Source organism: Saccharopolyspora sp. NPDC002578, from assembly GCF_053592695.1.
In genome coordinates, this window is record NZ_JBSFWJ010000034.1 from 1 (window position 1) to 24,199 (window position 24,199).

Consider the following 24,199-nt stretch of genomic DNA (forward strand, 5'->3'; position numbering starts at 1 on the left):
AGCGTTCTTCTCGCGAGGACAGCTTTTTCCCTCGTGGCGGAGCCACTCGGGAAAAAGATCCCGCAGCGAGAAGAACGCTGAGGTTCCGCCACCCGCCCCACTACGCAAGCCAAGGCCAAGACAGGGCTGTCAGCCCAGGTGGGAGATGTCGTTGACCAGGCGGACGGAGGCGTTGCCGTCCGGGTAGAACTCGACGATCGACAGCGACGCCAGGTCCAGGTGCAGCCGGTAGTACAGCGACGGTCCCACGTCGAGGCCGAGCCGCAGCAGCGCCTTGATCGGCGTGACGTGGCTGACGACGATCACGGTGCGTCCCTCGTACCGCGCCAGGATCTCGTCGCGGACGGACGTGACCCGGTCGAACACGGCCTCCAGGCTCTCGCCGCCGGGCGGTTCGACGGTGGAGTCGCCGAGCCACGACCCGTGCAGCTCGGGGTACTGCTCCGCCGCCTCCAGGAAGGTGAGGCCCTCCCAGGAGCCGAAGTCCGTCTCCAGCAGGCCGTCGTGGAACGTGAGCTCACCGCCGGTGGCGGCGGCGACGGCCTCGGCGGTCTGCCGGGTGCGCCCCAGCGGGGAGGCGAGCACCGGGGCCGCGCCGTCGGCGGTGACGACGCCGTCCATCTCCGCGAGCCGCGCCGCCGCCGCCCGCGCCTGGCGCTCGCCCAGGTCGGTCAGCGGGACGTCGCCGCGACCGGAGTAGCGGCGGTCCACCGACATCGCGGTCTGCCCGTGCCGCACCAGCAGCAACTTCGTCGGGGCGCCGAGGGCACCGTTCCAGCCGGTGGGGCGCACCCGGTCCGCCGTCGTCGCGGGGGCGGCCGTCGAACCGGCCTGCCCGGTGCGCTCGGCGTCCTCGCGGGTGTCCATCGCCTCGTTCGCCAACCGGTCCGCGTGCGCGTTGCTCGCCCGCGGGATCCACTCGAAGGTCACCGCCGAAAACCCGGCGACGAGTTCCTTCGCCTGCGCCGCGAGGGATCGCAGCGCCTCGTGCTTGATCTTCCACCGGCCGGAGAGCTGCTCGACGACGAGCTTGGAGTCCATCCGCGCGTCGACCTCGGTGGCACCGAGCTCCGCCGCCGCGCGCAGCCCGCACAGCAGGCCCTCGTACTCGGCGACGTTGTTCGTCGCGACGCCGAGCCAGCGCGAGCGCTCCGCGAGCACCGCGCCGTCCGCGCCCCGCACCACCGCGCCGCACCCGGCCGGTCCCGGGTTGCCGCGGGAACCGCCATCGGCTTCGACGACGACGCGCATCAGGAATCCTTGGTGCGAACCAGGATCGCGCCGCACTCCTCGCAGCGGACCACGTCGTCGGCGGCGGTGTCGCGCAGCTCGGCGAGCTTCGAGCGGTCCAGCTCGATGCGGCAGGCGCCGCAGCGGTTGCCCTGCAGCGGCCCCACGCCGACGCCCTTGGAGGCGCGGATCCGGTCGTAGAGCGCCAGCAGCGGCTCCGGCAGCGTGCCCGCCACCGACTCGCGCTCCACCGTGCGCTTGGCCTCGGCGCTGTCCAGGTCGGCCATCGCCTCGTCCCGGCTGTGCTGCACGTCGGCGAGCCGCTGCTCCGCCTCGGTGACCCCGGCGCGGGCGCGTTCGACGTCGGACTCCAGCGCCTCCCGCTGCTCCATGACCTCCAGCAGCTCGTCCTCCAGGTTGCCCTGGCGGCGGGCGAGGGTCTGCAGCTCGTGCTGCAGGTCCTCCAGCTGCTTGGCGGAACCGCCGGACTCCATCAGCTTGCGGTCGCGGTCCTCGCGCTTGCGGACCTGGTCGACCTCCGCTTCGAGCCGCTTCGCGTCCCGGTCGATGTCGCCGAACGAGGTCTGCGCGGCCACCAGCGAGTCCCGCTGTGCCTGCAGCTCACGCTCGCGGTGGCCGATCTCCTCCAGTTCGGGCAGCGTCCGGCGGCGGTGGTTGACGCGGTTGAGTTCGGCGTCCACCTCCGCCAGATCGAGCAACCGGCGCTGCACGGCGGGGTCGGCTTTCACGCGGGAGTCCTCCCAGAGTCGGGGGCCGCACCGGCGGCGTGAGCGGTCCACGGGTCGGTGCGGCGTGTGGAGACGAGAACTTCGACAGTATCCGGTAGCGCCGCGCCGACGACGTCGGCAGCCTGCTGGCACCACGGCCACTCGCTCGCCCAGTGCGCCACGTCCACCAGTGCGGGCACCTGCGCACCGCGAGCGAGGTGCTCCCCCGCCGGGTGATGCCGCAGGTCGGCGGTCACGTAGGCGTCGACGCCGGCGGCCTGCGCGGCGCTCAGCTGGGAGTCGCCCGCGCCGCCGCACACCGCCACGGTGCTGATCTCCCGGTCGAGATCGCCCGCGCCGCGCACGCCCCAGGCGGTGGTGGGCAGGTTCTCCGCGACCCGCTGCACGAACCGGCCGAACGGTTCGGGCGCCGGCAGCGAACCGATGCGCCCCAGCCCGGTGGCGGAGCCCGCGGAGTGCGGGGCGAGCGGCCGGGTGACGGTGAGCCCGATCGCCTCGGCCAACGCGTCGGACACGCCGACCGCGGCGGTGTCGGCGTTGGTGTGCGCGCAGTACAGACCGATGCCGGAACGGATCAGCCGGTGGATCAGCCGCCCCTTCGGGTCGTCGGCGGGCACCCCGTGCACGCCGCGCAGCAGCAGCGGGTGGTGCGAGACCAGCAGCTGGGCGCCGAAGCCCACCGCTTCGTCCACAGTGGCCTCGACGGGATCCACGCAGAACAGCACCCGCTGCACGGCGGCCTGCGGGTCCCCGCAGACGAGGCCGACCGCGTCCCAGCTCTCGGCCAGCTCCGGCGGGTAGGCCGCCTCCAGGGACTCCACGACGTCCTGAATCCGCACGGTCATCCGAATCGCACCCCTTGGTTCGGTCTTCGCACTATCCGAGAAGCTCGCGCAACGCCCGGAGCAGGGCCGCGTTGCGCGCCGCGTCCCGCACCGCCACCCGCAGGTGGTCCGGCCCGAGACCGGGGAAGGTGTCGCCGCGGCGGACCGCGATGCCGCGTTCCCGCAAGGCGTGGCGCACCTTCTCGCCATTGTGGACTTCGAGCAGCAGGAAGGAGGCGCGGGCGGGCCCGGCCACGGAGATCCCTGGTATGGCGGCCAGTTCCGCGGCGAACCGGTCCCGCTCCGCGGAGATCTCGACGGCGGCCCGTTCGGCCTCCGCGACGGCCTGCGGGGCGCAGCAGGCGGTGATCGCCGCCAGCGCGAGGGTGCCCAGCGGCCAGTGCGGGCGGGGCGCGCTCAACCGGCGCAGCAGGCCGGGTTCGCCGAGCGCGTACCCGGCGCGCAGCCCCGGCAACGCCCAGGTCTTGGTGAGGCTGCGCACGACCAGCACGCCCGGAATCCGTTGCGCCGCAAGCGATTCCGGTTCCCCGGGCACGGTGTCGGCGAACGCCTCGTCCACCACGACGACCCGGCCGGGCCGGACCAGGGCGCGGATCGCCTCGGCCGGGTGCAGCACCGAACTCGGGTTCGTCGGATTGCCCAGCACCACGAGGTCCGCGTCGTCCGGGACGAGCGCCGGATCCAGCCGGTGGTCGTCGAGCAGCACGCGGGTCACGGGCACGTCCGCGGCGCGCAGCGCGAACTCCGGTTCGGTGAACGAGGGGTGCACCACCGCGGCCAGCCGCGGGCGCAGCGCCGGCAGCAGCGAGAAGCACTCCGCGGCGCCCGCCAGCAGCAGCACGTCGTCGGAATCCCGGCCGTGCCGCTCGGCGACGGCGATGCGGGCCGCGAGGTCGTCCGCGGCGGACGGGTAGCGGCCCAGATCGTCCAGCGCGGCGGCGAGGTGATCGCGCAACCACCGCGGCGGGCGCTCCAACCGGACGTTCACGGCGAAGTCGAGCAGACCCGGCGCGGCGTCCACGTCGCCGTGGTGGCGCAGCAGCTCGTGCTCGTTTCCGCTCGTCATCCCGGGCAGTGTAACCACCGGAAGACGATCTTCGGCGGGCCCGGAGCGCCCCCGCCGGATCGCACCTCAGCGGCCCGTACCGTCGACACCCGACCGCCGCCCGAGAGACCTGGCGCCGGGGAGTCCACCACCGGCCCCGAGCAAGCGAAGGAACACAGCCACCATGCACGTTTCGTTCATCTGCACCGGGAACATCTGCCGCTCCCCGATGGCGGCGGTGGTGTTCCGGGAGCACGTCCGCCGCGCGGGGCTCGAGGACCAGGTGGAGGTCAGCAGCGCGGGCACCGGCCCGTGGCACATCGGCGAAGGCGCCGACCCCCGGACGCTGAAGGTGCTCGCCGATCACGGCTACCCCACCGAGCACGTGGCCGCGCAGCTCGGCGACGAGCACTTGGACGCCGACCTGCTGCTGGCGATGGACGCCGGGCACCTGCGCGTGGTGCGCGACGCGCTCGGCGAGCCGGAGCGGGTCCGGTTGCTGCGCTCGTTCGACCCGGTCGCCGCCGACGGGGCCGAGGTGCCCGACCCGTACTTCGGCGGGGACCGCGGCTTCGAGGACGTGCTGGCGATGATCGAGGCCGCGGTGCCCGGCCTGCTGGAGTGGACCCGCGAACGGCTCTGACCTGCCACGGCGGCGTCGCGCGGCGGCCGAGCGGCGGCGCATCGGAGACACTCGGCCGCGAACGCTCGGCGATCGGAGGGCGCGCGATGGGCGAGATCGAGGACGTGGTGCTGCGGTGCACCGGCTCGGAAGCAGTGCGGGTCCGGGAGCTCGGCGGCGGTGACGCGGGAACGTCCCGATCGGTGCTGCTGGCCGATGGCAGGCAGGTGTTCGTGAAGGCGAATCCGCCCGGCATGCCCGGTGCCGTCGCCGCCGAGGCGGCCTCGCTGAAGTGGCTCGCGGAACCCGGCGCGCTGCCGGTGCCCGAGGTGCTCGGCGACGACGACCGGCACCTCGTGACCGAACACCTCGACTCCGGTTCGCCGAGCCCGGTGGCAGCCGAGGAGTTCGGGCGCGGCCTGGCCCGGTTGCACGCCGCGGGCGCGCCCGCGCACGGGAGCCCGCCGCCGGGCGGGCCCGCCGACGCGTGGATCGGGCTGGCGCCGATGCGCAACGAACCCGCACCGGACTGGCCGGCCTTCTACCCGGAGCACCGGGTGCGGCCCTACCTGCGCCGTGCCGTGGACACCGGGTTGCTCGGCGCCGAGGACTCCGCGCTCGTCGAGCGGGTCTGCGACCGGCTGCCCTCGCTGACCGGCTCCGACGAGCCCGCCGCCCGGCTGCACGGCGACCTGTGGACCGGCAACGTGCACTGGAGCGGCGGGGCCGCGTGGCTGATCGACCCGGCCGGGCACGGCGGGCACCGGGAGACGGACCTGGCGATGCTCGCGCTGTTCGGCTGCCCCCACCTGGACCGGGTGCTGGCCGCCTACGACGAGGTGCACCCGCTCGCCGACGGCTGGCGGGACCGCGTCGGCGTGCACCAGCTGTTCCCGCTGCTCGTGCACACCGTGCTGTTCGGCGGCGGCTACGCCCGCCAAGCCGTCGCCGCCGCCCGCACCGCACCCGCCTGACCCCGGCCGCGCGCCTTCGGACGGTCCGGGCGTGTGCTGGGCCGCAGTGCGCCGGGGGCGGGCGGGACCGCCGCCGCGCGGCCGCCTACCGTGGAGGCGTGCGCCTGAAGTTCCTGCTCCGACCTGGGTGGATCGGTCTGATCCTGCTGGTCGTGCTGTTCGCCACGATGTGCTTCACGCTGCTCGCGCCGTGGCAGTTCGGCCGCGACGACGAGACGCAGGCGCGCAACGACGCCATCTCGCAGTCCTTCACGGCGGAACCGAAACCCCTCGGCGAGGTGCTGCCCGCGAACCGGGCGCCCGACTCCACCACCGAGTGGACCAAGATCGCGGTCACCGGCGAGTACCTGCCGGAGCACGAGACGCTGGCCTGGCTGCGCTCCGTGCAGGGCGAACCGGCGATCGAGGTGCTCACCCCGTTCCGCGCCACCACCGGCGAGACGCTGCTGGTCGACCGGGGCTTCGTGCGGCCGGTGGGCACCGACGCACCCGAGTTCGCCGCCGCCCCCGGCGGGCAGGTCACGATCACCGCGCGGGTGCGGATGGACGAGAAGGACCAGGAGCACCGCCCCGTGTTCGAGCGCCAGGGGCACCGCTGGACGTACTCGGTGGATTCGCGGGTGATCACCGACGGCACCGGCGTCGCGCTGCGGCCCGGCTACTTCGCGCTGGTCGACGGCCAGCCGGGCGGTCTCGCCGCGCTGCCGCTGCCGCAGCTGTCCTCCGGGCCGTACTTCTCGTACGCGCTGCAGTGGATCGCGTTCGGCGTGATGGCGATCGCGGCGATCGGATACCTGATCTACGCGGAGCTGCGGCCCCCGGAGCAGACCGCCGGCGCAGTGCGGAAGCCGCGCAAGATGTCCGTCGCGGAGGCCGTCGCCGAGGACGAGCGCCGGGAACGCGAGGAAGCAGCGTCCTCCGGCCGCGAGTGAGCCGTGCCCGCGCGGCGGGCGACCCGGTGGCGGAGTCAGTACCGCCACGCTCGCCGCGGATCCGCCACGGGAGCGGAGTCGGACGCACCCGCCTCAGCGGTGCTTGCCGCCGGGTGGCTGGCGGTACGCGAACGTGATCACGCCGACGACGGCGATGATGGCGAGCGGCAGCAGCAGTCCCGGCAGCGCGGTGGCCAGATCGCTCATGCGACCTCCTTCGGTCCTCTCCACCACTACCGGAGCGAATCCCAGATCACCTGCTCAGGAGCCTCGAACCCCACGATCGGTGGACACACCGGCCACGCCCCGTCAGCACGGCACCGGCCCGGCGCGGCGAGCCGGCGAAGCCATGCGCACGAACGGGCGAGTCACCGGCGGCGAGCGCCCCGGGCCACGACCGCTGCGGCGGCGAGCACGCCGGTGACCGAACCGATGACCCGCGACAGCTCCACGCCGCGCGTCACGTCGCCGGCGTCGGCGGTGCGGCCCTCCCCCATGATCGGCCGCTGCTCGGTGGTGTGGCCGTAGACGGTGCGACCGCCGAGGCGGATCTGCAGCGCCCCGGCGAACGCGGCCTCGATCTGCCCCGCGTTCGGGCTCGGGTGGGCTGCGGCGTCGCGCCGCCAGGTCCGCCAGGCGCCGCTCGCGGAGCCGCCGACGACCGGCGCGCACGCGGCGGTGAGCATCGCCGACAACCGGGCCGGGGCCAGGTTCAGCGCGTCGTCGAGCCGGGCCGCCGCCCAGCCGAACCGCAGGTAGTGCGGGCTGCGGTGCCCGACCATCGCGTCCAGGGTGTTCGCCGCCCGGTAGCCGAGCAGGCCCGGTACGCCCGCGATCGCGCCCCACACCAGCGGGGCGACCACGGCGTCGGAGGTGTTCTCCGCGATGGATTCGACGGTGGCCCGCGCGAGGCCCTGCTCGTCGAGGTGCGCGGCTTCCCGGCCGCACAGGTGGGCGAGCCTGCCGCGGGCCCCGTCGAGGTCCCCCGCGTCGAGCAGCCGGCCCATCGCGGTGCCCTCGTCGGCCAGCGACGCGCCGCCGAGCACGACCCAGGTGGTCAGCGCGGTGGTGACGGCGTCGAGGACGGGACTGCGGCGGGCGACGCGTTCGGCGACCACGCCCAGCGCCGCGGTGCCGCCGACGAGCAGCCCGGTGTAGAGCACCCCGGCGCTCCGGCTGTCGCGGTGCAGCACCCGCTCGGCGGTCTGCGCGACGCGCCCGAAGGCGGCGACGGGATGCCCCCGACGTGGGTCACCCAGTGCGGCATCGGCCGCCACTCCGAGTACCAATCCGACCGCTCGTCCCGCTCTCACCGGCGATTCTCCCCCTTCATCCACCCGACCAGGCAGCACAGAACGCTACCGCCGCCACAACCCCACCCCACGAGCACCCACCAAGATCCCGCAAAGATTTTTCCCCGCAGCCCCACCGACAACGACCACCGAGCACCAACCAACTCGACCACGCCGACCACCCCGCGAGTTCCCACCGACACCCGCACGAGGACAGCGATGCCGCCGCGCAATCGCGCAAACGATGAACCCCCGACCACCTGTTCTTGATCTCGTGCCCCTGCTCGTCGTCCTGTCAGCGGCGAAGCCGCTGAGCAGCGACCAGCCAGAACAAAACGACCACCGGCGGGTTCTCAGCCGCTTCCTCGCGAGGACAGCGATTTCGTGGTGTACGGACGTGCACCAGAGATCAATCCCGCAGCGAGAAAGCCACCGACCGCCGGTCTTGACCTCGCCCGTCCAGGTGAAAGGTGCCCCTGCTCGTCGTCCTGTCAGCGGCGAAGCCGCTGAGCAGCGACCAGCTTGAGCAAAACGACCACCGGCGGGTTCTCAGCGGTTTCCTCGCGAGGACGGCTTTTTCCCTCGTGGCGGAGCCACTCGGGTAAAAGATCCCGCAGCGAGGAAACCGCTGAGGTTCCGCCACCCGACCCGCTACGCAGGTCACCCAAGAGAAATCCTTAGCTGGGCTCTTGACGGGGAGTGGTGGTGGGTGGGGTTATCGTGGCCGACCGTGACGGCCCCGGATCACGAAGCTGATGTGCTGCGCGCGGGGGTGGCGGGCACCGAAGCCGAGTCCGCCTCCTCCGCGCAGGCACTTGATGACGTTCGGGCGGACCAGCAGCGGTTGCGGCTGTTCGCCTACTTGAGCGCGCGCGAGCACCGCACCTATTTGGCGATCATGCGGTTGTTCACGTCGACGCTGCTCGCGGACCTGTCGATCGGCGAGGTGACCGCGGCGCTGGCCGCCGCCGAGCGGGAAGGCCGCATCGATCCCGGCGAGTCGGAGCTGGACACCGTGGTGGAGCGGCTCAAGCAGCTGCGGCTCTGGGGGAACCTGGTGCTGGGCCGCCGCGAGACGATCGCCGCCAGCATCGCCGAGTTCCAGCACGGCAGCGTGCGCTACCAGGTCAGCAAGCTCGCCGTCCGGGTGCAGCGCGACGTGGACGCGCTGCTGCGGGTCCCGGAGGGCGCCCGCGAGGTGTCCCGCGAGCTGCTGCCCGCGATCGAGCGCGGGCTCGGCGAGATCGGCTCGGCGTTGTCGGCGGCGGTGGCCGCGGAGAGCGCGGAACCGGGTTCGAAGCGGGCCCGGCGCACCCGGGAGCGGTTGGCCGAGCACGTCACGACGGTGTTCCTGCAGCACGCCGAGCTCGCCGCGACGGTGCGGGACTTCTACGCCTACCTGGGCGAGGTCGTCACGCGGCACCACTTGGCGCCGGACGAGATCTCCGGGTTCCGGAACCTGCTGGTCGAGTACATCCAGATGGTCGTGGAGGACGTGCTGCGGCACACCGAGACGATCGCGGGTTCGCTGGCAGGCCTGGCCGGGGTGCGCGGCGAGCTGATCCGGCTGCTGGGGCCCGCGGATCAGCTGGGCACCGAGGTGGAGCGGGCGCGCGGGCGGACCGCCGCGGACTGGCAGGAGCTCACCGATTGGTTCGTGGACGCGCCGGGGCGCCCGAGCCAGGTGGCGGCGCTGCGGGAGGCGACCGCGCGGGCCATCGGTTCGCTGCTGGCGAGCGTGAAGCGCGCGACGTCCGGCGGCGGTCTGCTGCCGGGCCGCCGGGGCGAGCTGTTGAAGCTGGCGCGCTGGTTCGACGAGGCGGAGCCACCGGAGGCGCACCGGATCTACGCCGCCGCTTTCGGGTTGTACTCGGCGCGGCACCTGCTGCCCGCGCCGGATTACGACAGCGACAACCACGACGTGCCGTGGCGCGACGGCCCGGTGCAGGACGTGACGGTGAGCGTGCGCAGCCGCGGTGATCGCGGGGCGCGCGGGCGCACGTCGCGGGTGCTCGACGACCCGATGACGGAGGAGTCGCTGCTGGCCGAGGCGCGTGAGGAGGACGCCCGGCGCGGCGCGGCGGTGGCGGAGCTCGCCTCGGCGGGTGACCGGCTGGCCGACACCCGGCTGTCCGGGGAGGCGCTGAGCGTGCTGTGCGAGCTGCTGACGCTGGCGATGGCGCAGCGCGACAGCTCCGACGATCCGGGTTCGGCGTTGGACCCGGTGCACCGGCTGCGGGTGACGATCCGCCCGGAGGCGGGCACGCACACCCGGATCAGCAGCAGCGCGGGCACTCTCACGCTGACCGACGCGGTGCTCGACGTGCACGGCGACGGCGCGATCCCCGCGGAGGCGACCCGATGAGCGCGACGAAGGCCTTCGACGAGCTGTCCTCGATCGACGCTTCGAACGTGGTGCGGTGCGCGCGGGCGCTGCTGCGCCGCCCGCTGCTGCGGGAGGGTGCGCCGGACGGGGACCTGCTGCCGATGATCTACCGGCAGCGGGCGGCGCTGCACGAGGTGTTCTCCTCGCTGCTGGGCTACCGGCTGGTGGTGGAACGCCGGTTCGCCCGGCTCTACAAGGCCGGTCCGGGTGCGGACGCCACGCGCGGCGAGCCCGGCCTGACGCCGCGCGGCTACGCGTACTTGGCGTTGACGCTGGCGACGTTGACCGGCATCGGCAGGCAGGTGCTGCTGTCGCGGCTGGTGATCGACGTCCGCGCCGCGGCCGTGGAGGCGGGCGTGCCGGTGGTGGACGATCCGGCGGATCGGCGCGCGCTGACCGCCGCGCTGCGGCATCTGGTCGCGCTCGGGGTGATCAGCGAGACCGAGGGCACCGTGACGGCGACGGATTCCACCGCGGAAGCGCTGATCACCATCGACACCGACCTGCTGGGCCAGTTGCCCGCCGGGCCGATCGGCACTTCGGCCGGGCCCGCCGAACTGGTGGAGTCAGCGGCGCAGGCCGGGCCGCGCAGCGTGGAGCACGTGGTGCGGCGGCGGCTGGTGGAGGACCCGGTGGTGCTCTACGCGGACCTGCCCGCCGAGCAGCGGGAGTGGCTGCTGAAGAACTTCGGGGTGGAGTCCCGCTTGCTGGAGCGGTTCTTCGGCCTGGTGACCGAGGTCCGCTCCGAGGGGGTCGTGGTCAGCGATCCGGAGGACTACCTGACGGACACGTTGTTCCCCGGCACCGGCACGGTCGCGCGCGTCGCGCTGCTGGCGCTGCCGCGGCTGCTGGAATGCGGCGAACCCCGCGAGTCCGACGGCAGGCACCCGGTGACCTGGGACGATCTCACCGAGGTGTGCGGTGAGCTGATCGAGTCGTACCCGGCGGCGTGGTCGCGGCAGGCCACCGAGGAGCCGGCGGAACTGGTGCGGTCCGTCGCGGACCTGCTGCGGCGGCTCGGCGTGCTGCGCGGCGAGGCCGCCGACGGCACCGCCACCACCGGGGAGGATCATGGCGAGCTCACCTGGTGGTTGAGCCCGGCCGCGCACCGGTGGCTGCCGGAACCGGACGCCACGCCCGTTCCCGGGCGGGAGCCCGAGCCCGCGCCGGCACCGGAGCCGCCGGGCCTGTCCCTGTTCGACGATCTGGAAGAGGACGGTTCACGGTGAGCCCCGACGACGCGACCGCAGCGGTGCAGCCGGTGCCTTCGGAGACCTCGGCGACCCCGGAGCAGCCGGGCGACGCGACGCTGTCCGCGGGGCCGGTGCACCGCTGGCGGCTGCACCGCGGCGGGATCGTGAACATCTGGCAGTACGCGGAGAACACCTTCGACCTCTCCGGCGGGCGCGCGATCTTCCAGGGCACGAACGGTTCCGGGAAGTCCCGGACGTTGGAGCTGCTGCTGCCGCTGTGCTTGGACGGCGATCTGCGCCAGCTGGGTTCGAAGGGCTTCGACACGGTCAGCATCCGGCGCCTGATGCTCGACGAGTACCCCGGCGGCCCGAACCGCATCGGCTACGCCTGGGTGGAGCTGCGCCGCGAATCCCCCGACGGCGGCGAGGAATTCCTCACCTGCGGTGTCGGTGTGAAGGCGTCGAAGACCTCGCAGGCGATCAGCGACTCGTGGCGGTTCATCACGGGCCGCCGGGTGGGCCACAACCTGCACCTGGTGGGTCCGGAGCGGGTGCCGCTGGGTCCGGCTCAGCTGCGGGAGCTGCTGGGCGCGGACTGCGTGCTCGACGACCAGGGCTTCCGCGCGAAGATCGCCGCGCAGGTCTACGGCGTGCCTGCGGCCCGCTACGGGGACCTGCTGCACCTGCAGCGGACGCTGCGCAACCCGGACGTCGGGTTGAAGGTGCTGGAGGGGCAGCTGGAGCAGATCCTCTCGGACGCGCTGCCGCCGCTGGAGCCGGCGCTGATCGAGCGGCTCGCCAGTTCCTTCGACGACCTGGAGTCGATCCGGGAGAACATCGTCCGGCTCACCGGCGCGGACAAGGCGCTGAGCGCGTTCCTGTCGACGTACTCCGGTTACGCGCTGGGGGCGTTGCGGGAGCGCGCGGAGTCGATGCGCACGGCGCAGGACCGGCTCGCGGCGCTGCGCAAGGAACTGGCGAAGCTGGACAAGCAGGTCACCGGGCACCGCGAGGAGCGCGATTCCGCGCAGCGCACCGTCTCCGAGCTGGAGCAGCGCGAGGGCACGCTGGAGTCGAGCATCGAGGCGCTGCGCTCGCACCCGGCGTACGCGGAGCTGCAGAACCTGCGCGACCGGGAGCGGGTCGTGGAGGGCTCGCGTTCGGCGGCGGTGGCGGCGCTGGAGACCGCGGCGCGGCATCGCGCGCAGGAGGAGCGCTCGGCGGAGTCGGTGCTGGGCACGCTGCGCAGGCTGGTGGGCGACGCGGAGTCCGCGGAGCAGGCGGCGCAGCGGGCGAACCGGCAGCTGGCGGCGGCGGGCTTGGACGGCGATCTGGTGCCGCGCCCGCCGGAGGTGCCGAAGGCGGAGGCGATCAGCACCCCGGACCGGGTGCGGACCGCGCCCGAACCGGACGCCGAACCGGTGGACGTGGACCGGCTCAGCGCACCCGAGGTCGACACCGATGAGCTGGCGCAGCGCTTCCGCGCCGCGGCGGACCGGGCGGGGCAGGCGAGCACGGTGGCGCAGCGCCGGGGCGCGTTGACGTTGACGCTGCACCAGCAGGCCGTGGAGTTGGACCGGCAGCGGGAGCAGGTCACGAAGCTCCAGCAGCAGGCCCGCCAGGCGCAGTTGATCTCGACGGAGGCCGTGGGCAGGCGCAACGTGGCTCAGCAGCGCCTCTCGGAGGCCGCCGCCGAATGGCGGCGGCGGGCGCAGCACTGGGGCTCGGACCACCCGGAGTCCACTGTGGACGACACGGTGCCGGAGGTGCCGTCGGCGGACCGGCTGCTGGCCGAGCGGTCCGCGGCGCGGGAAGCGCTGGAGCAGGCGCGGCGCTGGGCTCGGCCGCGGCTGCAGGAGGCGCGGCAGCGGATTTCGGCGGTGGAGCGGGAACTCGGCGAGTTCCGCGACCGGGTGCGCACCGGCGAGCAGGAGCTCGCGCAGCTGCGCGCCGGGGTCGAGCGCACCCCGCGGCGCCCGGAGTGGGCGGCGGCGGAGCGGCCCGAGGAGACGGGCCGCGCGTTCTACCGGCTGGTGGATTTCCAGCCGTCGCTCGACGACGCGCAGCGGGCCGGGCTGGAGGCGGCACTGCAGGCGAGCGGGCTGCTCAACGCGTGGGTCTCGGAGAAGGGCACCGTCGCCGAGCTGGCGGACGTGCTGGCCGTTCCGGGCGCGGAGGGCGCGGCGGGCACGCTCGCGGAGCTGCTGGTGCCCGCGCCGGAGCCGGACGGGCCCGTTCCCGCCGAGCACATCGGTTCCCTGCTCGCCTCCGTGTCCGTTGTGGACGGTCCGGGGCTGGTGGTGGGCACCGACGGCCGCTGGCAGGCCGGGGTGCTGTCGGGTTCGTGGCAGAAGGAATCCGCCGAGTACGTCGGCGCGGGCGCCCGCGAAGCGTCCCGAGCCCGGCGCATCGCGGAGCTGGAGGAGGAGCTCGCCGCGCTGCGCGAGCGGATCGGCGAAGTCGAACGGCGCCACCGCGACGCCACCGAGCACGGTGAATCCCTGGAACGGCACCTGGAATCGTTCCCCGACGACTCCGACCTCGTCACCGCGCACGCCCAGGTCGCCACGGCCACCGACGCCGCCGAGGACGCCGACCGCCACGCCAAGCAGGCCCGCGGCGAGCTCGACCAGACCGATCAGCGCTGGCAGGCGACGCGCTCCGAACTGGTGCGCGCCGCCGGGGAAGCGGACCTGCCGCCGGAGACGCAGGCGCTGGAACACGCCAACCGGGCCGCGACCGAGGCCCGCGCGGCGATCGACGCGCTGCACGAAGTGGTCGAATCGCGCTGCCTGGCCACGCTGGCCGACCTGCGCGACATCGCGCTGCACCACGACGCCGCGGTGGCCGACCGGATGGAGGCGGAGTCGCAGGCCGAGCAGCGCTGCGCCGAGCACACCGAGCAGGCCACCGGCCTCGCCGAGCTCAGCGACTCCGTGGGCGGCGCCGCGCAGGAGATCTCCGGCAAGGTCGGCGAACTGGAACGCGAACGGGCGCAGCTGCGCAAGGACCTGCCCGCCGCGCGGGAGCGGATCAGCACCGCGCGCGAACAGGTGGTGCGGCTGGAAACCCAGTGGGAGACCAAGCACTCCCAGCTCGCCGGGCGGGAATCCGACGCCGAGACCGCGGCGTCCGCGTTCACCGCCGCGCTGCGGGTGCCGGGCGTGTGGGCCGCGGCCGACGTGCTCCCCGCCGAGGACGGCGCCGAACCCGATCCGCGCGCCGTGGAACCGCCCGAACCGGCGGAGGCCGCGGAACTGCTCGCGGGCGCCGCGGACCGCAAGACGGCGGGTGAGACCGCGGTGCTCAACCGGTTCCAGACGCTGCAGCAGTCGCTCAGCGGCGGCTACGACATCGCCGCGGGCGACCAGCAGGGCCTGCTCACCGTCACCGTCACCGGCGAGGAAGGCCCGCAGCCGGTGGCCGACGCGGCCCGCCGGGTCGCCGAACGCCTCGCCGAACAGCGCGGCTTCCTCAACGAGCGGTACCGGTCGATCTTCGCCGACTACCTGATCCGCGACCTCGCGGAACGGCTGCGCGGGCAGGTGACGGTGGCGGAGAACCTGTGCAAGCGGATGAACGAGGTGCTCGACGGCGCCCGTTCCAGCCAGGGCGTGCACGTGCAGCTGGAGTGGGAGCCCTCGCCGTCGCTCGGCGACGACATCAAGCAGGCCATCGACCTGGTGCGCACCCCGTTCGCCGACCGCAGCGACGACCAGGACTCGTTGCTGCGCAAGGTGTTCACCGACCTCATCGAGGCCGAACGCGACAGCGCCTCCGGTGGCTACGCGGAGATCCTGTCGCGGGCGCTGGACTACCGCTCGTGGTTCGCGTTCACCGTGCGGGTGCGCGACACCGGCCCGGAGGGCAAGCCCCGCGTGCGGCGGCTGCGGCAGCTCTCGTCCGGTGAGACGCGGCTGATCTCCTACGTGACGCTGTTCGCGGCGGCGGCGGCGTTCTACGACGCGGTGAGCGTGTCCTCCGGCGGGCGCGGGCCGCTGCGGCTGGTGCTGCTGGACGAGGCGTTCGAGCGGCTCGACGATCCGACGATCGCGCGGATGCTGGGACTGCTGGTGGACCTGGACATGGACTGGCTGATCACCTGGCCCAGCGGCTGGGGCGTGTCGCCGAAGATCCCGAAGATGCACATCTACGACGTGCTGCGCCCGCGCAGCGGCCACGGCATCGCCTGCACGCACACCACGTGGGACGGTCGGGGCATGGAGCGCTCCGATGGCTGACGGCGACCTCACCGAAGTGTCCGACCAGACCCGCGCGGACGTCCGCGAGACGTGGGGCGGTGCCGCGCTGCGCGGGTTGTGGGAGCAGGCCCGCGAGGCGCTGGAATCGCCGAAGCGGCCGGACCGGTTCAGCGTCGCGCTGCCCGACGAGCCGACGCGCGCCGCCGTCAGCGCGGTGTACGGCCGCGAGCTGTACCTGGGGCATTCCCGGATCATGCTGGTGAAGCTGGACAAGGTGCTGCGCGCGGACGCCCGCTTCGGACTGCCCCTGCCGCTGGTGCTGGAGATCCTGCACGGCAGGCCCATCGCCTCCCCCGAGGCCGCCCCGGCACGAGCGGAGCGGTCCGATCCGGCGCTGGACGCGCTGACCGCGCACGGCTTGGGCGCGGCGGCGTGGGCCGAGCCGTGGGTGCGCTGGCTGCACCAGTACGGCCGCGTCGCCGAAACCGAGCTGGAGCACGTCACCGGACGTGCTGCGACGGTGCTCGCCGCGCTGGCGCTGGACCCGGCGACGCCCCCGGCGGTGTGGGTGTCGCGCGCCGAGCTCACCGCCGCCGACGACCCGCACGAGCTCGACAGCGGGAGCACGCTGAGCCGGATCGTGCTGCGCGCGGCGGCGCTGGCGCACGACATCGAACCGCCGAACGGCGAACGGGACCGCCGCGCGCTGTGGGAGCGCTGCGGGGTCGCCCCGGACGACGTGGCGGGCACGGTGCTGAGCTGGGCGCTGCCGCTGACCGGCGACGACTCCTGGTCGCGTTCGGTCGCGGACCGCACCGGCCTGGGCCTGCCGACGCACCTCACCCTCCGGGACCTGTCCGCGGCCCCGCACCGGCTCGTCGACTCGGGAACGGTCATCGCGGTGTGCGAGAACGCTCGGGTCCTCGAAGCCGCCGCCCGCGCCGACATCCGGCATCCGCTGGTGTGCCTCGGCGGGCACCCGTCACCGGTGGCGTCGTCGCTGCTGGCCCGGTTGCGCGCGGACGGGGCGCTGCTGCGCTACCACGGCGACTTCGACTGGACGGGCGTCGCGATCGCCCGCTCGCTGTGGTCGGAGCACGAGGCGCAGCTGTGGCGCATGTCCGCGGCGGACTACCGGGAAGCCGTCGACCACGCGGCCCACCGGCGCCTGGACCTCCCGAACCTCGTCGGCGCTCCCGTGGACACCCCGTGGGACCCGCAGCTGTCGGAGCTGATGTCCACGGCTTCCCGCGCGGTCGAAGAGGAAACGGTGCTCCCGACGCTGCTGGCCGACCTCCGCGACGCCGCGCTGAGCTGAGCACGACCTGGTTCGCGGGAACGCTCGGCCAGCTCAGGCGTCACCGCTCAAGCTCTCGATGTCGAGCCGGGTGGCCCGGATGTGGTCGGGACCGAGCACGCGCAACTGTCGGACAGCGGCTTCTCCAACTCGGCCACAACCGTCCGGCAATCTCCCGCTCTCGCCCACCAGAACGCCACGGTCGGCGTCCCGCAGGCTGCGGGTTCACCCGGCCTGCCTGCTGAGGTGTTCCCACTTCGGGAGTTCCGCGGAGCGGGCGCGTTCCAGGTCCCGGACCAGGTCGTAGGCGAGGCCGCCGAGGACGATTCGCTTGGGCGGCTCCTCCAGATCGGCCAGCTGCAGCAGCACTTTCGCCGCCAGGGACGGGTCGAAGTCCTGTGAGTCGGTGAACATCTCGAACAGTTCCGCGCGCAGCGGCGCGTAGGCGGGATCTTCCTCGGTGGCGGTGAGCCCCTGGGTGAACAGGCCGGTTTCGTACCCGCCGGGCTGCACGACCGTGACCTTGACACCGAACGGCTCGACCTCCATGGCCAGCGACCCGCTCATCGCGTCCAAGGCCGCTTTGGCGGCGCCGTACATGCCGGTCATGGCGTAGCCGCCGCCGGAGCCCATCGAGGAGATCTGCAGCAGCCTTCCGCCGCTCGCCCGCAGGTGCGGCACGACGGCTTGGCTCACCCACAGGGCGCCGAAGAAGTTCGTGTCGAAGTGCTCGCGGGCCTGCTGCTCGGCGCATTCCTCGACCATGCCGAGCAAGGCGATCCCGGCGTTGTTGACCACCACGTCGAGACCGCCGAACGCCTCGGCGGCGCGGTCCGCCCCGGCGAAGACGGCGGCGCGGTCGCGCACGTCCAGCGGGAAGGTGACGAGCCGGCCGCCGGAACGTTCCACCGAGTCGTCGAGCGGCGTGATGTCGCGACTGACCGCGACGACCCGGTCACCTGCGGCCAGCGCCGCCTCGGTGAAGGCGCGGCCGAGGCCCCGAGAGGCTCCGGTGATCAGCCAGGTGCGTGGTCCGGTTCGGGTCATGCTTCCCCCTCAGATGAGACGAGACGTTGCGTCTCGTTCAACTGTAGCGCCGATCCGCACCGAGTCAAGACGATCCGTCTCGTCTCGCGCTAATCTGGTTCGCATGGCCGTCAACAGCCCGGACCGCACCCGCCGCAGCGAGCGCTCGCGCACCGCGATCCTCACCGCCACCCGCGAGCTCATCGCCGAAGTCGGCTACGCGAAGCTGACCATCGAGGCGATCGCCGCCCGCGCCGGAGTCGGCAAGCAGACGATCTACCGCTGGTGGTCGTCGAAAGGCGCCGTCGTCTTCGACTCGATCCTCGCGTTGAGCGAACAGACCGACGGCGAGGTCGCACTGCCCGACACCGGCGACCTCGCGGCCGACCTGAAGACCGTGCTGCGCGCCACCGCGGCCGAGTTCGCGGACCCCGCCTTCGAGGCGCCGATCCGGGCGCTGAACATGGAGCTCATCGCCGACCCCGAACTGGCCGAGCTCTACCGCGAGAAACTCGAAAAACCCGTCACCGAAGCCAAAAAACGCCGACTCCGCGCCGCCCGGGAAGCCGGTCAACTCGCCGCGGACACCGACCTCGACCTGTTCCTGGAATTCCTGTACGCCCCGCTGACCCAACGCTGGCTGCTGCGCAGCGGCCCGCTCGACGACGCCTTCGCCGACGCCCTCGTCGACGCCACCCTCCGCGCCTTCCCCTGACCGCCCACCACCCCAACAGGCGCCCCCGAACACGTCCCGAACCGCGCCCACCCCGTTTCAACCCCGCGCAACCAACCGAGGAATCGACGAGCCCCACCTCTGCGACCTCAGAGCTTTTCCAGGCCACAGCGGCCTTTCGGGCGCCCGATCAGGGTGCCTCAGTCCCCCGCGAAACGACGGAGATCGTCCGCAGCGGATGGTCGTCACGGGTCGGGGCCGATGAGGGTGCGGTGGTGCGTGATGACCTTGCGGAAGGCGCGGACATAGCCCTCCACCAACTCCGGATCGTCGTGCGGGACGGTGATGGTGAGCGTGTTGCGGTGCCTGCGCTCCGACCTCGGGTACTGCCCGGCGCGATAGCGCGGCCACCCCTCCGGCAGGTTCGGGAACAACCGGTTCGGCGCGTCGAACAGCGGGTGCTCGTTGAGCGGCCGGGGCGCCCGCGGGTGGTCGACCTCCAAGCACCCCTCCGCTCGCAACGCCGCGATCAGCGCGTCCACCGGCAACCCGCCCAAGTCCTCCGGCCGGTGCAGCAGCGCCAGTGCGTACCAGGCCGGCGCCGAACGCGCGGGCACCTCCGGCACGCTGATGCCGGGCAACCCGCGCAGCTCCGCGATCATGTGCGCGGCCAGCTGCCGTCGCCCGCCCAGCCGCCGGTCCAGCTCGTTGAGCTGCCCCAGCGCCAGCGCCGCCGCCAGCGGATGCATCCGGTGTGCCAACCCGGTGCCGGTGACGACGTAGCGCCGCAGCGGGTGGTCGATCGGGATCTCGCTGCGGCACCGGCCGCCGTCCTGGCTGTGCAGCAGCACCCGGTAGTACAAGTCGTCGTCATCGGTGAGCACGAATCCGCCCTCGCCCGCCGACAACGGCTTCGCCCCGCCCATGCTGAACGCGGCGATGTGCCCGAACGTGCCGACCCGGCGCCCGCCCACCGCCGCGCCGTGCGCGTGCGAACCGTCCTCCACCAAGCGGATCCCGTGCCGCTCGGCGATGTCCGCGAGCGCCTCCACCCGCGCGGGCACACCCCACAGGTGCGTGATCACGATGGCCTTGGTGAACGGCGTGATCGCCGCCTCCACCTGCAGCGGATCGATGTTGCCGAGCTCGTCGCAGTCCACCAGCACCGGCTTCGCCCGCAGGTGGAACAGCGGCGTCGCGGTCGGATGCGCGGTGTAGGCGGGCACGATCACCTCGTCCCCGTCGGTGAGCCCGAGCGCGGAGTACGCCGAATGCAGCGCCGCCGTGCCCGAAGACGTGACCACCGCGCGGCGCACGCCGAAGAACTCCGCGAGCCGGCTCTCCAGCTCCGCGACGATGCCGGTGCGCCCCGGCACGGACACCGCGCTGTAGAGCTGCGCGGTGACCGCGACCGCGGTGTTGATGTCGACCGGCGGCCAGGGGACCTGCGGGGCGGCGGAGCGCACCACAGGTGGGCCGCCGTGAATCGCCAAGGGGCTGCTCACGTGATCAGATCCTTCGGTTCCGCACCGCGCGAACGCGGCCGGAGGACGTGAGATTGTTGTGCGCGCGAAGACTTCGGAGGACATTTTTCGCTCAGCTACCCGCCATCTGTGTGAAACGTGTTGTCGGCGTCCGGGAACCTCCGTTCAAGGGGACCGCGGCGAGGGGGTGTGTGCGTAGGCTGAGCGCCTGCTCACGGTGAGCTCACGCACACGCACGCCGGACGCGATGGGGATGGTGGCCATGACCGGCCAGGCGAAGGCCGACCTGGACGCGACACCGGAACAGGACGTGTTCGTCGCCGAATTCCGGCGATGGCGCGACGTTCGCGGCCTGTCCAGATCAGCGCTGGCCCGCGGCATGGGCTACAGCCGGTCGTACGTGTCGAAGGTCGAAAGCGGCGGTGAGCACGCGTCACGCGAATTCGCCCAAGCCGCCGACAGCGCCCTCAACGCCGGTGGATCGCTGCGCCGGGCCTGGCGGGAGCAGAACACCGTTCCCGCGCCGCGCAAACCCAGCCCACCGCAGCACGCCGCGCCGGCCACCGAACCCGCGGGCGGGCTCGTCGTCGAGCACGATCACGCGGAACTGTTCTACGTCAACGGTTCCTACCGCGCCACCATGCGGCGACATCTGGTCAACAACGGCACCGAGCCGATCACCCGCTACCTGATCCGCATCTCGGTGGACCGCTTCCCCGGCGACCCCGAACGTTCCAACCGGCTCTACCGGGACAACCCGTTGACCTGGGAGGAGATCGACCTCCAAGCGTGGCACGGGGAGAAGCGCGAAGAACCGATGCGCTGGAGCGTGCAGCACGACCGGGACGCCTTCAAGGAAGTGTGGCTGCTGTTCGCCAACGACTCCGGCCGATTCCCGCTGTACCCGGGCGAAAGCGCCTGGATCGAATACACCTACACCGTCAGCGACGACAAGTGGGGCCACTGGTTCCGCCGCGCGGTGCGGCTGCCCACGCAGCGGTTATCGGTCACGTTGAACTTCCCGACGGAACTGGACCCGGCGGTGTGGGGACTGCACACCTCGATGACCGCCGAATCGATGCCGTTCCACACCGCCATCGAAACCCGGCACGAACAGGACCGCACGATCTACGCGTGGTCGACCGAAGACCCACCGCTGCACGCCCGGTACCGGCTGGAATGGCACTTCCGCAACGACTCGCCGACCGCTCCGTCCGGGCCGCCGAAGCCGAGCGAGACCATGACGGCGCTGGGCATCGTGCAGGACGGCGACCCGATGCTGCGGCGCTCGGCCCGCCCGTTCACGCTGCCCGACGAAGCCGAAGACGCCCGGCGCGTGATCAACGAGCTGCACTCGGCGACGCAGCGCATCTCGAAAGCGCACACCTTCGGCAAGGGCATGGGCATCGCAGCGCCGCAGATCGGCATCGAACGGGCCGCCGCCATCGTGCGCCCACCCGGCAGCGACGACCTGATCACGCTGCTGAACCCGCGGATCATCGAAGCGGGCGAACAGGGCGACGAGCAGTACGAAGGCTGCCTGAGCTTCTTCGACGTGCGCTGCCTCGTGCCGCGCCCCGTGGTGGTGCACGTGGAACACCAGGACATCACCGGGGAACGGCGCATCACCATCTTCGAACGCGGCGTCGCGCGGCTCGTGGCGCACGAAGTCGACCACCTCTACGGCGTGCTGTGCCGCGACCACCTGGCGCCGGACGTCACCCCGATCCCAGTGGAACAGTACAGAGGCACCGGCTCTGGTTGGCATTATCCTTCGGAGTCCTGAGCCGGTCGTTTTGCTTGGGGGGCGGGTGGCGGAACCTCAGCCGGTCTGTCGCTGCGGGATCTTTTCCCCGAGTGGCTCCGCGAGGGAAAAAGCCGTCCTCGCGACAGACCGGCTGAGAACCCGCGGGTGGTCACCTTTCTGACGTGGGCTATGTGCTTCGCACATACAGGCACGGCTACGCCGCAAGGCGGGCTTGCTTCGCAGCCCACGGCACGGCTTCGCCGCGAGGCACGGCCTTCGGCCGCAGGAGTTGGCGTGTGGGGCATGAGGGCGCGAGCAATCCGATGGCTACTCTCCGTAGTTTTTTGTCGCTCGAAATGGGGCTTTATCAAGATCAACGCACGTTTCCGCACGTATATTCGGGTAGTGTGCGGGTCCGTCGCTTGGTCCATCTCACCTGGTGCGAGACCATCGGCGCACAGGCTCAGGAAACCGGATTTCCCCTGCCATACCGGAAAGAGACCCTGAGTCGACGGAGGCGGCCATGTTCACCTTTCCCGTGCATCCCGCGGAACTGTTCACCGAGCGCGCCCGGCAGTTCCAGAGCTGGGGAGTGTCACCGAGCGTGATCGCCCGCATCCGCGATCGGATCGACGACATGTGGGGCCACGGCCGCACCGGCTGGGTCCCGGTGTGGGCGGAAGAGGCCCGGCGCGCGGAATCCGAGCACGACTGGGCGCACGCCGCCGCGTGCTGGGGCGCCGCCCGGTTCCCGTGCCTGGCCACCGCGGATCGCCGGGAGGCCTACGCCCGCCAGCTGGAATGCTTCGGCCACGCCTCGGCTGGCCTGCCCGTCACGTTCCGCCGCTACGCCCTCGACGTCCCGTACCGCCGGCACAGCACCCGCGTCACCGCGCACGTCTACCGCCGCCCCCGAGCCGTCAGCGACCAGTTGCTGCTGCTGTGCGGCGGAGTGGACACCTGGAAGGTGGAGCTGCACCGGATGGCGCTGCTGATCTCCCTGATCAGCGGGCTCACCGTCGCCGCCGTCGACATGCCCGGCACCGGCGAATCACGAGTCCCGCTGGCCGCGGACTCGGACCTGCTGCTGGCCGCGACCGCCCGGCAGCTCGCCGACCGGACGCGGTGTTCGAAGACCGCGCTGCTCGGCCTGAGCTTCGGCGGGCACTGGGCCGCGAAGCTAGCGCTCACCGGCCGGGTCGACGCCGCCATCGACTTCGGCGGCCCCATCGGGGCGAACGGCACGGCGGTCGACGTGCTGGGCCTGCCGCACGGGATGGCCGGGGTCATCGGCAACGCGCTCGACCTGCCCGCGCTGCCGGACCGGGCCGACGCCGACCGGTTCTCGCTGGAGTTCTCGCTGCGCAGGCAAGGACTGCTGAGCTCGACCTCGGCGGCACCGCTGCTGGCGATCAACGGCACCGGCGATCCGTACGTGCCGCTGCGGGACACCATCGCGCTGGCCGACCGCCCCGCCGCCGAGGTGTGGCTGGTGCCGGGCACCGGGCACTGCGCGCGGGAACGGCTGCCGCGCGTGCTGCCGCCCGCGATCGGCTGGCTGCTCGCGGAGCTCTCGCCCAGGTCCGTCCGCCGCCAGCTGATCTCCCGCGCGCTGCGCGCCTCGCTCGGCGAGACCGTCACCGGGCCCCGCCACGTCGCCGGGGAGCACGAGCACACCGAGGCGCCCGGCGCACGGATGCTGACCGCCCGCCCCTGAGCCGCCCGGGGCATCGCGGGGCAGCTCCGGTGCTCGCGGCATGGAGTGCGCGAACGCGGATGCGGCCCGTTCGGCGGCGGCCTAACCTCCGAGCTCATGACCGGAACGGGGTTCACCGTCGAATTCGCCACCGCACGCCCCCTGCTGCTGGCGCGGTGGTGGGCGCAGGTGCTCGACTGGACCGTCGACACCAGCGCCGCCGATCCGGTGGTGCGGCCCGCAGGACCCGGAATTCCGCTGCTGTTCGCCGGTGCCGCGCGGGAGAAGTCCGGGAAGAACGGCGTCCACCTCGACCTGCGCAGCGAATCGCACGACCACGAGCGGACCATGCTGCTGCGGCTGTTCAACGCGGGCGCGCGCTTCGCCGACATCGGGCAGGGCGAGGACGTGCCGTGGGTCGTGATGACCGACCCCGACGGCAACGAGCTCTGTCTGCTGGAACCCCGGAAGTCCGATGTGGACACCGGAGCGGTGCATTCGGTGGTGATCGACTCCGCCGACCCCGAGCGCGACGCGCGGCGGTGGACCGGGACCACGTCGCTGATCGTCGTGCACCGCGAACCGCACCTGGTCGCGCTGCACTCGCCCGACCGCAGCGGCCCCTACCTGGAATTCCTCAGCGCCACCGGCCCCGGCACCACCCTCCGCGTCCTCCCCCACCCATGACGACTGCAAGCGGGAAGCGATCGGAGTGAACGGACCGTTCACCCAACCGCATTGGACGAACGAGCCGTTCACCCACAACCCGGCCCCGCCCGCGATTCACGAGTGAACGGACCGCTTGC

Annotated in this window: 18 protein-coding genes; 11 read left to right on the forward strand and 7 right to left on the reverse strand. The window is 72.7% G+C overall.

Annotated features, from left to right (window positions below):
* Positions 1–129: 129 nt before the first annotated feature.
* Genes ACWD38_RS17345 through cobC form a run of 4 tightly spaced genes read right to left on the reverse strand, consistent with a single transcriptional unit; the run spans position 130 to position 3,890 of the window.
* Positions 130–1,251 carry a bifunctional RNase H/acid phosphatase gene (locus ACWD38_RS17345; RefSeq protein WP_184477835.1) on the reverse strand — a complete coding sequence of 374 codons (1,122 nt, stop codon included), beginning with the start codon at positions 1,249–1,251 and terminating at the stop codon, positions 130–132.
* Positions 1,251–1,979 (reverse strand): CT398-like coiled coil hairpin domain-containing protein, encoded by a 729-nt coding sequence (locus tag ACWD38_RS17350; RefSeq protein ID WP_184477834.1) that lies wholly within the window; start codon positions 1,977–1,979, stop codon positions 1,251–1,253. Before ACWD38_RS17350 ends, ACWD38_RS17345 begins: the two co-directional genes overlap by 1 nt.
* On the reverse strand, positions 1,976–2,824 hold the full coding sequence (locus ACWD38_RS17355) for a Nif3-like dinuclear metal center hexameric protein (RefSeq protein WP_184477833.1): 849 nt from the start codon (positions 2,822–2,824) through the stop codon (positions 1,976–1,978). The genes ACWD38_RS17350 and ACWD38_RS17355 overlap by 4 nt, the downstream gene beginning before the upstream one ends.
* A gap of 31 nt (positions 2,825–2,855) precedes the next feature.
* Entirely contained in the window at positions 2,856–3,890 is a 1,035-nt protein-coding gene (gene cobC, locus ACWD38_RS17360; RefSeq protein WP_184477832.1) for an Rv2231c family pyridoxal phosphate-dependent protein CobC, read from the reverse strand.
* A gap of 163 nt (positions 3,891–4,053) precedes the next feature.
* On the opposite strand from cobC, the gene ACWD38_RS17365 reads away from it, so the two are divergent.
* From ACWD38_RS17365 to ACWD38_RS17375, 3 genes are all read left to right on the forward strand, one after another.
* Entirely contained in the window at positions 4,054–4,512 is a 459-nt protein-coding gene (locus ACWD38_RS17365; RefSeq protein WP_184477831.1) for a low molecular weight protein-tyrosine-phosphatase, read from the forward strand.
* Between the two features lie 86 nt (positions 4,513–4,598).
* On the forward strand, positions 4,599–5,465 hold the full coding sequence (locus tag ACWD38_RS17370) for a fructosamine kinase family protein (RefSeq protein WP_184477830.1): 867 nt from the start codon (positions 4,599–4,601) through the stop codon (positions 5,463–5,465).
* A gap of 98 nt (positions 5,466–5,563) precedes the next feature.
* Positions 5,564–6,397 carry an SURF1 family cytochrome oxidase biogenesis protein gene (locus tag ACWD38_RS17375; RefSeq protein WP_450124434.1) on the forward strand — a complete coding sequence of 278 codons (834 nt, stop codon included), beginning with the start codon at positions 5,564–5,566 and terminating at the stop codon, positions 6,395–6,397.
* Positions 6,398–6,765: 368 nt separating this feature from the next.
* Here ACWD38_RS17375 and ACWD38_RS17380 read toward each other — a convergent pair whose 3' ends face one another.
* Positions 6,766–7,710, reverse strand: coding sequence for a cobalamin biosynthesis protein (locus ACWD38_RS17380; protein WP_450124435.1), 945 nt, complete (start codon positions 7,708–7,710; stop codon positions 6,766–6,768).
* A 709-nt stretch (positions 7,711–8,419) separates the two neighbouring features.
* Here ACWD38_RS17380 and ACWD38_RS17385 point away from each other — a divergent pair.
* From ACWD38_RS17385 to ACWD38_RS17400, 4 genes are all read left to right on the forward strand, one after another.
* Complete coding sequence (locus ACWD38_RS17385; protein WP_450124436.1) at positions 8,420–10,054, forward strand: TIGR02677 family protein; 1,635 nt, start codon at positions 8,420–8,422, stop codon at positions 10,052–10,054.
* Positions 10,051–11,304 (forward strand): TIGR02678 family protein, encoded by a 1,254-nt coding sequence (locus tag ACWD38_RS17390; RefSeq protein WP_184477826.1) that lies wholly within the window; start codon positions 10,051–10,053, stop codon positions 11,302–11,304. The genes ACWD38_RS17385 and ACWD38_RS17390 overlap by 4 nt, the downstream gene beginning before the upstream one ends.
* A 95-nt stretch (positions 11,305–11,399) precedes the next feature.
* Complete coding sequence (locus ACWD38_RS17395; RefSeq protein ID WP_450124460.1) at positions 11,400–15,509, forward strand: TIGR02680 family protein; 4,110 nt, start codon at positions 11,400–11,402, stop codon at positions 15,507–15,509.
* Positions 15,502–16,788 (forward strand): TIGR02679 family protein, encoded by a 1,287-nt coding sequence (locus tag ACWD38_RS17400; RefSeq protein ID WP_184477825.1) that lies wholly within the window; start codon positions 15,502–15,504, stop codon positions 16,786–16,788. The genes ACWD38_RS17395 and ACWD38_RS17400 overlap by 8 nt, the downstream gene beginning before the upstream one ends.
* A gap of 204 nt (positions 16,789–16,992) precedes the next feature.
* On the opposite strand, the gene ACWD38_RS17405 is transcribed toward ACWD38_RS17400, so the two are convergent.
* Complete coding sequence (locus ACWD38_RS17405; protein ID WP_184477824.1) at positions 16,993–17,814, reverse strand: SDR family NAD(P)-dependent oxidoreductase; 822 nt, start codon at positions 17,812–17,814, stop codon at positions 16,993–16,995.
* Positions 17,815–17,917: 103 nt separating this feature from the next.
* On the opposite strand from ACWD38_RS17405, the gene ACWD38_RS17410 reads away from it, so the two are divergent.
* Positions 17,918–18,508, forward strand: a complete 591-nt coding sequence (locus ACWD38_RS17410) for a TetR/AcrR family transcriptional regulator (RefSeq protein WP_184477823.1) — start codon at positions 17,918–17,920, stop codon at positions 18,506–18,508.
* Positions 18,509–18,711: 203 nt separating this feature from the next.
* Here the strand turns inward: ACWD38_RS17410 and ACWD38_RS17415 are convergent, their stop codons facing one another.
* Positions 18,712–19,971 carry a DegT/DnrJ/EryC1/StrS family aminotransferase gene (locus ACWD38_RS17415; RefSeq protein WP_450124437.1) on the reverse strand — a complete coding sequence of 420 codons (1,260 nt, stop codon included), beginning with the start codon at positions 19,969–19,971 and terminating at the stop codon, positions 18,712–18,714.
* A 196-nt stretch (positions 19,972–20,167) separates the two neighbouring features.
* Here ACWD38_RS17415 and ACWD38_RS17420 point away from each other — a divergent pair, with 196 nt between their 5' ends.
* The 3 genes from ACWD38_RS17420 to ACWD38_RS17430 all read left to right on the forward strand — a co-directional run bounded on the left by ACWD38_RS17420 (position 20,168) and on the right by ACWD38_RS17430 (position 24,080).
* Positions 20,168–21,736 (forward strand): peptide deformylase, encoded by a 1,569-nt coding sequence (locus ACWD38_RS17420; protein ID WP_343071247.1) that lies wholly within the window; start codon positions 20,168–20,170, stop codon positions 21,734–21,736.
* 484 nt (positions 21,737–22,220) lie between these two features.
* Entirely contained in the window at positions 22,221–23,414 is a 1,194-nt protein-coding gene (locus ACWD38_RS17425) for an alpha/beta hydrolase (protein WP_450124438.1), read from the forward strand.
* Between the two features lie 96 nt (positions 23,415–23,510).
* Positions 23,511–24,080, forward strand: coding sequence for a VOC family protein (locus ACWD38_RS17430; protein WP_184477820.1), 570 nt, complete (start codon positions 23,511–23,513; stop codon positions 24,078–24,080).
* The last annotated feature ends 119 nt before the right edge of the window (positions 24,081–24,199 follow it).